Source organism: Mucilaginibacter sp. P4_G9 (assembly GCF_056400985.1).
On sequence record NZ_JBFUKF010000022.1, the window covers coordinates 18,356 to 28,206 of the forward strand.

A 9,851-nucleotide genomic window follows, 5' to 3' on the forward strand; every position below is an offset into this window, starting at 1 on the left:
CCGGTGTCCTAAATGCCCCATCACTATCTAAGATTTTAATTTCTTTCATTTGATTTAAGCATTTTATGATTAAACCAAACTGTTCTCTGGTATTGAATGAGCGCCAATAAACTCATCCGGGAAGCTGATATACTTCAACTTTAGCTCATCTTCTATCTGCCTGATCGCTTTAACCGTTTTCATAAACGAGTCGGGGGTTACAGAAATGGTATCAATTCCTTCTTCGACCAGGAACTGGGCAAAATCCGGAAAATCAGATGGTCCCTGGCCGCAGATCCCCACTTTTACTTTCATTTCTTTAGCTACGCGTATCAGGAAAGAGATCATCATTTTTACAGCCTCATTACGCTCATTATATAAACCGGCCACCAGTGATGAATCCCGGTCGAGCCCCAATACCAATTGGGTAAGGTCATTTGAGCCGATAGAAAATCCATCAATATGCGCCGCGAATCGCCTGGCTAAAATCACGTTTGACGGAACCTCGGCCATTAAAAAAACCTCCAGCTTGTTTTCGCCTCTCTTTAAGCCAAAACTATCCATGGTATTGTAAACCATAAGCAGTTCATTAACCGTACGGCAAAAGGGTATCATCACCACAACATTATCCAGGCCCATCACCTCCCGTACTTTCTTTATGGCTTTGCATTCCATCCCGAAAGCTTCCTTGTACACCTCAGAATAGTAACGTGATGCACCCCGCCAGCCAATCATCGGATTTTCCTCTACCGGCTCAAAGTATTTACCTCCCGGCATATTGAAATATTCGTTGGTCTTAAAATCCGAAAATCTTACAATTACTTTATTAGGGTAAAAGGCAGCCGCAATTTTTGCAATACCGTATGATAGCTTTTCAATAAAAAACGCCTCCCCATTTTCGTAACCCTTTGTTACCCCGGCAATATGTTCGGTTAAGGCAGTATCGTTTAGCTGCTCATGCTTAAGCAAAGCCATGGGATGCACCTTGATATAGTTGTTGATGATAAATTCTTCCCTGGCCAAACCAACACCTTTGTTGGGGTAATGCGCATAATGAAAAGCCATATCCGGCGATGCCACATTCATCATTACCGGTGTGGTAGTTTCCGGAAGATCTTTGAGACTATGTTCTACTTTATCAAAAGAAATGATGCCTTCATATATAATACCAGCCTCTCCTTCGGCACAGGACACTGTTATCAGCTGGCTGGTTTTCAACAGATCGGTGGCATTTTCGCACCCTACTATTGCCGGAACCCCTAATTCGCGGGCCACTATGGCAGCATGGCATGTGCGGCCGCCTTTATTGGTGATGATGGCTGCCGCTTTTTTCATTACGGGCTCCCAGTCCGGATCGGTCATATCCGTAACCATGATATCCCCTGGCTGAAAATTTATCTCATGGATATTTTGTTTTTCAAGGCCTTCCAGTAAATGCACCCTTCCGGATGCTATTTTGTCGCCTACGGCTATACCTTTTAATACAACCTTTTTATGCCGGTTATCATCATTAATCTTAAATTCGATAATGGAGCCAACCTCCCTGCGGGAATGTATCGTTTCGGGCCTGGCCTGTACAATAAAAAGCTGCCCCGATAAGCCATCAACCGCCCATTCCACATCCATAGGGCACCATCTGCCTTTGAGTGCCGAATAATAATCTTCTATGATTACAACCCATTTACTCAATTGCAGTACTTGTTCGTCTGTTAGGCAAAAGCGCTCGGCATCAGCTTTATCGGTTTTAATTACCTGCACTCTTTCAGCCGCACTATTACCGTAAATCATCTTCTGGTGTTTACTGCCCAGCTTTTTTTCGATGATTGATTGGAAACCCTTTTTGAGCAAGGGCTTGAACACAATAAATTCATCGGGACTGATGGAGCCTTGTACAATCATTTCTCCAAGCCCATATGAACCGTTAATGATTACGGCATCCTTAAACCCACTTTCGGTATCCAGTGAAAAAGCCACACCCGACACACCCTTATCAGACCGGACCATTTTTTGAATGCAGACCGATAAGCCGATCAAAAAATCATCATAGCCAAACATCTTCCGGTAACTGATAGCCCTATCGGTAAACAGGGAGGCAAAGCAATTTTTTATGGCAATTAAAAGATCTTCTTCGCCGCTTATATTTAAATAGGTATCCTGCTGACCGGCAAACGATGCATCGGGCAAATCCTCGGCTGTAGCAGATGACCTGACAGCGACATCAACATCGGGCTGATCATATTGTGCACAGAGGTTTACATAGCCTTCGGCGATCCGGGCTTTCAGATCATCCGGAAACAGACCATCCTGAATTAACTCACGGATACTTGCACCGCATTGCATTAACTCCTGCATATCATCCACGTTGGTGCCGGCAACAATTTGTTTTATTCTTTCGTCCAGTTTATTGGAAGTGATAAAATGATAGTAGGCTGCAGCAGTTATAATGAACCCGTCGGGAATATTTATCCCAAACCCACTCAAATTTTGAAGCATCTCGCCCAAAGAGGCATTTTTGCCGCCAACAGTTTCAATATCGTTAATCGAAGCCTCGGTTAATTTCAGGATAAATTTTGCTGTTTCCATAAATATTTCGTTTAATCAAAACTACTTATCTAAAAAAAGCCTTCATTTGTAAATAATAATAAAAAATGATACTATATTAACCTATATTCTTTACTATATTCAAATTAAGGTTATCATAATATAATGAAAACCATATTCTACCCATTTTTTAAAGAGAATACAAATTCTTTCAACGTTGTGGAAAGTAAGTTGTACCATGCGTTCAATGATTTTCATTACCATGCCGAGCTTGAATTGATCTATGTAGCGGAAGGAGAGGGAACCTTGCTGATTGGCGATCAGTTTGAACAGGTTAAGGCCAATACCATGATTTTAATAGGCGGAAATGTACCGCACATGTTTAAGTTTGATACGTTCAGGTTTCAGAATGAATTGATGAACCGGGGGAAGATTTCAATTCCGCTAAGGCTTATTACCTTACATTTTGACCCGCATACCTGGGGAGAAAGTTTTTTAAACCTGCCGGAGAATGAAACATTGAACCAGCTATTTGCCGACTGCCAAAGAGGGATGACGATACAAAGCCACGATCAGGAACTTGTGAAGGACATGATGGTGATGATAATGAATACGCCCGCCTATGAACATTTTTCGTTGCTGATCAAACTCTTTACAACCATAGCCACCAGCAAAACTTCCCGGTTTATAACTGAACGGCCGGATAAACATGCCTATAATAAGATTGATGAACAGCGACTATCCAAGATCTATATATACACGCTGAATAATTTTACAAAAACGATCAAACTGAAAGACGTGGCAGACATCATCTACATGTGCCCAAACGCTTTTTGCCGCTATTTTAAATTGCGGACTAATAGAAGCTACTTTGAGTTCCTGATGGAAGTAAGGATCAATTATGCCTGCAAGCTGCTGCGCGAAAAGGATTTTAGTACAGTGGTGATCTGTTATAATTCAGGATTCGGAAACCTTTCTAATTTTAACCGGCATTTCAAAGCATTAACAGGAAAAACGCCTTTGGAATATCGAAGAAATTTTTCATCTCAAATCAGGCCGTTACACAAGTTCGTCCATTTGGTAAAGGATTGACTCATAATTTTCTGAAAACCGAAACCCATCAAAAACAATAAGCCGCCTCATATTTAATTATGAGACGGCTATTTCTTATTAAGAGTCAACAGGTTAAGAAACGCAAAAACTTTCAGGTTTCTCACCTGTATCCATGTTCCTTTTTCTTATTTCCCTTCCACAGTCAAGGGGCTAAACATTAAACCTGAAATGCATTATGTCGCCATCCTGCACTATGTAGGTTTTACCTTCAATGCCCAGCTTACCGTTTTCTTTTATCGTAGCCTCAACACCGTTGTATTTTACAAAATCATCATATTTAGTAACCTCGGCACGGATAAAACCTTTTTCAAAATCGGTATGGATAACACCAGCCGCCTGTGGCGCGGTAAAGCCCTGGGTAATTGTCCAGGCGCGCACTTCCTGTACACCTGCGGTAAAATAGGTAGCCAGGTTAAGTAAACGATAAGCAGCTTTGATCAGCTTGTTAACGCCCGATTCTGTTAAACCCAGATCGTTCAAAAACATCTGGCGCTCCTCATATGATTCAAGTTCGGCAATCTCGGCTTCTATTTGTGCAGATATGATCAGTACTTCGGCTTTTTCATCAGCAACGGCAGCTTTTACTTTTTCAACATAAGCGTTACCTGTACTTACAGATCCTTCATCAACATTACAAACGTACATTACCGGTTTGGCAGTAAGTAACCATATATCAGCAATGTATTCTTTATCCTCTTCGGCCACCGGGGCAGTACGGGCCGATTTACCCGAAAGCAAGTGGTTTTTATAAACGGTTAAAACATCAAAGGTTTTTTTTGCCTCTTTGTCGCCACCGGTTTTGGCCATTTTTTCAACTTTTTGGATCTTTTTTTCAATTGAATCCAGATCTTTCAACTGCAATTCGGTATCAATGATCTCTTTATCGCGAATAGGATCAACAGAGCCGTCAACATGTATCACGTTATCATTATCAAAGCAACGCAAAACGTGAATAATAGCGTTTGTAGCACGTATATTGGCCAAAAACTGGTTACCCAAACCTTCGCCTTTGCTGGCACCTTTTACAAGGCCGGCAATATCAACAATTTCGATAACGTTGGGCACAATGGCCTTCGGTTTAACTATCTCGGTAAGTGTTGTTAAGCGCTCATCCGGCACAGTAATTACGCCTACGTTTGGCTCAATAGTGCAAAACGGAAAATTTGCCGCCTGCGCCTTGGCATTTGATAAGCAATTAAAAAGTGTTGATTTGCCCACATTTGGTAAACCCACTATCCCACATTGTAAACCCATTTTGTTAAAAATTAAATAAGCCCCCTCTAAATCTCCCCCGGAAGGGGAGACTTCATATGTTATTTGTGTTAAAATAGCCCTCCCTTCCGGGGAGGGTTGGGTGGGGTTTAAAGGCTGCAAAGATAACAGAAATTTTTGCCTAATAATTTGAAAAAATAAACGACTTTTGCCGTCGTTTAAAAAACGAAAAACGGTTTATAATAAGATGTAAAAAACGAGGGCTTTTTATGGAAGAGATGGTTGAGCAAATAGAATTACTACTGGAAAAGGAAGACAATACCGAATTACAGGAATATTTGAACAACCTTAATATATCGGATGTTGAAGAACTGATTGATGAACTTCCTGAACATGGCCCCCTTTTTATCGAGATCCTATCCCTTAATCGTGCCGTTAACGTGTTCCGGATATTGGATTTTCCAACGCAGGAACGTATTATCAAAAAGCTTTCGGGTCAAAAAGTTGAAGAACTTATAAATGAGCTGCCTCCCGATGACCGCACATCCCTTTTTAGTGAATTGCATGGTGATGCCGTTCAAAAACTAATCCTGCATCTATCGCCCGAAAACCGCAAGGAAGCACTATCGCTTTTAGGGTATGAAGAGGACAGCGTTGGCCGTTTGATGACGCCGGATTACATCGCCGTAAAAAAAACATGGGATGTTACCCGCGTATTATCACACATCCGTCGTTACGGTAAAAACTCCGAGACGATTGATGTAATTTATGTTATAGATGAAAACGGCCAGTTGCTGGATGATATCCGGATTCGCGAGATATTGCTGGTGAAACCCGAAACAAAGGTAAACGACCTGATGGATGGCCGTCTAATTGCCCTGAGTGCCAGTGATCCGCAGGAAGAAGCCATCAATATTTTCAGGATGAACAACCGCACGGCACTACCCGTGGTTGATAAGGAAAATATTTTGCTTGGTATAGTAACCATTGATGACATTTTATGGATAGCTAACGAAGAGTATACAGAAGATATTCAAAAAATAGGTGGTACCGAGGCGCTGGATGAACCATACCTGGATATTAATTTATTCCTGCTGGTAAAAAAACGCGTTGGCTGGCTGATCATCCTGTTCCTTGGCGAAATGCTTACCGCTACCGCGATGGGCTTTTTCGAAAAATCAATTGCCAAAGCTGTTGTACTGGCCTTGTTTATCCCGCTTATTATTTCAAGCGGCGGCAACAGTGGCTCGCAGGCATCAACCCTTATTATACAGGCTATGGCATTGGGCGAAGTTACTGTGGCCGACTGGTGGCGGGTTATGCGCCGCGAGCTGCTATCAGGCCTTATGCTGGGCTTAACGCTTGGACTAATAGGCTTCATGCGTATATACATCTGGACATTATTTTCGCCTATTTATGGCCCGTACTGGATGCTGGTTGGCTTAACTGTAGGCTGTGCCCTGGTAGGTGTGGTTTTATGGGGATCATTAGCCGGATCAATGCTCCCGTTGATATTAAAAAAACTGGGCGCCGACCCTGCCACCTCATCTGCACCGTTTGTGGCTACACTGGTTGATGTTACCGGCCTTATTATTTATTTTACAGTTGCGGTAATTTTAATGAAGGGCACGTTGCTTTAGGGATATTGCCAGGGTATAAGTTACGTTTAATCATACTAAATCTTAAAACTAAATAGGTTTAAAATAAAGAAACCCCGCCAAAAGCAGGGTTTTCTTGTAATATTAGTTTAGTGGTTGTTCAGTGTTATATCTCGAATGAGAAATCTTCATCGGCAGCTGCTTTGGCAATTTCGGCGTTTTCGCTGTATTCGTAGCGTTTTTCAACAACGTCCTGGTTTGCCTTAATGTAGTCAACAGTATCTTTTAACCCTTCGGCAAATTTTTCAAAATCTTCTTTATATAAAAATATCTTGTGTTTTATAAAAACACCATCCTCCAAACGTTTCTTGCTTTCTGTTATAGTAACATAGTAGTCGTTTGATCGGGTTGCTTTTACATCAAAAAAATATGTCCTCTTCCCGGCTCTCACCTTCTTTGAAAATACCTCTTCCCGCTCTCTATTGTCAAAATCTCCCATAATGAATATACCTGTAATTAGTTTTGGTTGGCATAAATATAAATAAAATTTCAAACTGCAAGTATTTTATTGAATTTTATTGCGCATTTTAAAACAAAACAGGCAATTCCCTGTGTCTGATTTTAATTATTAAGCGTCCTGCTCTTCTTCAAGCAATTGTTTTTCGTACAGATCAAAGTAGGTACCCTTAAGCTGCATCAGGTATTCGTGGTTACCGTGCTCTACAATTTGGCCTTTGTCCATCACCAGTATTTTATCAGCATTTTTTATGGTGGATATGCGGTGCGAAATGATAATACTCGTTTTACCCTGCATCACGCGGCCCAGGTTATTCAGTATCTCTTCCTCGGTACGGGTATCCACTGCCGAAAGGCAATCATCAAATATCAGGATCTGTGGATGTTTAAAAATGGCCCTCGCTATTGATACACGCTGCTTTTGACCTCCAGATAGCGTTACACCGCGCTCCCCTATCAGGGTTGTAAAACCGTGTTCCAGTTCCATAATGTTATTATAAACAGCGGCATCCTTAGCAGCCTGCTCAACACCCGGCAAATCAAGCACATCGGCACTGAAGGCTATATTATTGGCTATGGTATCCGAGAACAAGAAAACCTCCTGCGGCACAAAGCCAATCTGCGACCGGTAGCCCTCCAGGTTAAATTGCTGTAAAGGGATGTTATCAGCAGTTATTTCGCCGCCGGTGACATCGTACATCCGCATTACCAAATTGGCTATGGTTGATTTACCCGAACCTGTACGACCAATAATTGCCACCATTTGCCCCGGATCAACGTTAAAGGAAACATTTTTTAAAGCTTGTATACCGGTATCCTGGTAAGTAAATGATACATTATTAAACTCAAGCGCGCCTTTAAGGGTATGTACCGGCGCTTTGGTTGAAATAATTTCGGGCTGCTGTTGCAAAAACTCGTTGATCCGTTTTTGCGAGGCAGCCGCGCGCTGGATGAGTGAAGTTACCCAGCCCAGGGAAATCACCGGGAAGGTAAGCATATTTAAATACACAATAAACTCGGCAATGTTACCTGATGTAATGTTGCCCTTCATTACCTCAACCCCGCCAACGTACATGGTAATTACGTTACTTAAACCCACCAACAACAGCATAATAGGATAAAACAAAGCTTGCACCCGGGCCAAAGCCATGGAGTGTATTTTATAGTTCTCACTTTCGGCGGCGAAGTTTTTACGAACAAAACCTTCACGCACGTATGATTTGATGACCCTGATACCCGAAAAATTTTCCTGCACAAAGCTGGACAGGCCCGATAAACGCTGCTGAATCTGTTCGCTGCGGTAATTGATCACGTTGTTTACATAGTAAATAATGCCCGCCAGTATGGGCAGCGGCAACACCGAAAATATGGCCAGCCTTACATTCACCGTAAGCATGGCGTATATCACCAGGATAAACAGCACCACCGTATTTATGGTATACATAATACCCGGCCCCAGGTACATACGTACACGACTTACATCCTCGGTAACGCGGTTCATCAGGTCGCCGGTATTGTGGCGGCGGTAGAAGGCCAGAGAGAGGCGCTGGTAGTGACCATAAATTTCGTTCTTCAGATCGTACTCAATATGGCGCGACATGAGGATGATGGTTTGCCGCATAAAAAACAGGAAAAGCCCCCTCAGCAGGGCCAGCAGCAGTACCAGCACGCCGAAAAGCATCAGGCTGCTGCCAAAAATATCATAGATCATACCCTGGCGGTTAAAACCCGCGAAAAGCTGGTAAGCACCAATGTTTTCGGTAACCAGGTCAAAGGCTACGCGGATAACCTGGGCGGGCAGTACGCCCAAAACATTGGATATAATTACAAACAACACACCGGGAATTAATCGCCAGCGGTATTTGTAAAAGAATTTATTGAGGTACGCGAGGTCTTTCATAAAGCCGAAAGTCTGGAGTTTTAAGTCCGTAGTCAAAAGTATTAAAATTTGGGAGGATTGTTGCTGAGGGAAAGTAAACCGGGTGTAAGAAAAAAAATTGGCGGGATTTTCGGCCGCGGGTTAAGCCAATTTCAATCCCGGAAAATATATTTAGTTAAGTTCAAAAAAATGGACAATAATTGATATTAAAGGATAGAAATTGTTAGAAAAATCGAGAAAAATATACAAATATTATATGATGCATTTTTTTAACCGAACTATCACCGTTGCCTGCCTTTCGGCACCGCGTTCTTGTCCTGTTGGCTCACTTAAACGCCACCTGAAAAGCACCTTTGGGATACCATGCTATCCAATGGGTGAAAACAAAAAATCAAATTCGTATTGAAAGGAATAGTTACGGGTGCGTCGCGCTTCTGACCTGCGCTGTATCCAGACCAAATGAGGAATAAAATCATCTACTGACAAAGTAGTGTCACCATAGGTATGGCAGGGGCTGCGTAACTTTGTATGTATCCCGGTTACGAGGAACCCATCACGAAGTTTTGAATTAAACATATGAAGTAAATTTTGAAGAAAAAAAAATGTTAACGACACATTTTATATTAAATAAAATATATTATTTTTATCACCAAATAAAATTATATTATAATTTATAAATACCTTTTTACCTACAACCTATTTAACCACCTTAACCCCTATCACAATAACATGAAACTATCTCGTCAGTACTCTTAAGATACAACCCACACAATTCCTGATTTTAACTCATTCAGCATAGCCATAAAATGGTTGTTATGCCTGTTATGTTAATTTTTTTGAGCGGAACAAAGTTCTAATTACATTTTTTTTATCTCCCAAATAAACTATTACTCATCGTGAAAAAACTATCCTTTACACTTATTATTCTTTTATCAGTTTCGCAATTCTTACATGCGCAATGGACCAATGGCACAAATATTAATAACACCAATGCAGGAAACGTTGGTATTGGC

The 9,851-nt window shown here is 41.6% G+C and carries 6 protein-coding genes; 2 read left to right on the forward strand and 4 right to left on the reverse strand.

Annotated features, from left to right (window positions below; all coding sequences use genetic code 11):
* Window positions 1-69: 69 nt before the first annotated feature.
* Window positions 70-2,562 carry a phosphoenolpyruvate synthase gene (ppsA, locus tag AC1DPZ_RS04155; RefSeq protein ID WP_477401457.1) on the reverse strand — a complete coding sequence of 831 codons (2,493 nt, stop codon included), beginning with the start codon at window positions 2,560-2,562 and terminating at the stop codon, window positions 70-72.
* A 123-nt stretch (window positions 2,563-2,685) separates the two neighbouring features.
* Between ppsA and AC1DPZ_RS04160 the strand changes: the two genes are divergently transcribed.
* Window positions 2,686-3,612, forward strand: a complete 927-nt coding sequence (locus AC1DPZ_RS04160; protein WP_477401458.1) for an AraC family transcriptional regulator — start codon at window positions 2,686-2,688, stop codon at window positions 3,610-3,612.
* A 171-nt stretch (window positions 3,613-3,783) separates the two neighbouring features.
* Here AC1DPZ_RS04160 and ychF read toward each other — a convergent pair whose 3' ends face one another.
* Window positions 3,784-4,887: a redox-regulated ATPase YchF gene (ychF, locus tag AC1DPZ_RS04165; protein WP_477401460.1), complete on the reverse strand. Its 1,104-nt coding sequence runs from the start codon at window positions 4,885-4,887 to the stop codon at window positions 3,784-3,786.
* A gap of 227 nt (window positions 4,888-5,114) precedes the next feature.
* On the opposite strand from ychF, the gene mgtE reads away from it, so the two are divergent.
* Window positions 5,115-6,485, forward strand: coding sequence for a magnesium transporter (gene mgtE / locus AC1DPZ_RS04170; protein WP_477401462.1), 1,371 nt, complete (start codon window positions 5,115-5,117; stop codon window positions 6,483-6,485).
* A gap of 124 nt (window positions 6,486-6,609) precedes the next feature.
* Here the strand turns inward: mgtE and AC1DPZ_RS04175 are convergent, their stop codons facing one another.
* Window positions 6,610-6,942 carry a DUF3276 family protein gene (locus AC1DPZ_RS04175; RefSeq protein ID WP_477401463.1) on the reverse strand — a complete coding sequence of 111 codons (333 nt, stop codon included), beginning with the start codon at window positions 6,940-6,942 and terminating at the stop codon, window positions 6,610-6,612.
* Between the two features lie 129 nt (window positions 6,943-7,071).
* Window positions 7,072-8,859, reverse strand: coding sequence for an ABC transporter ATP-binding protein (locus AC1DPZ_RS04180; protein WP_477401464.1), 1,788 nt, complete (start codon window positions 8,857-8,859; stop codon window positions 7,072-7,074).
* Window positions 8,860-9,851 lie beyond the last annotated feature (992 nt).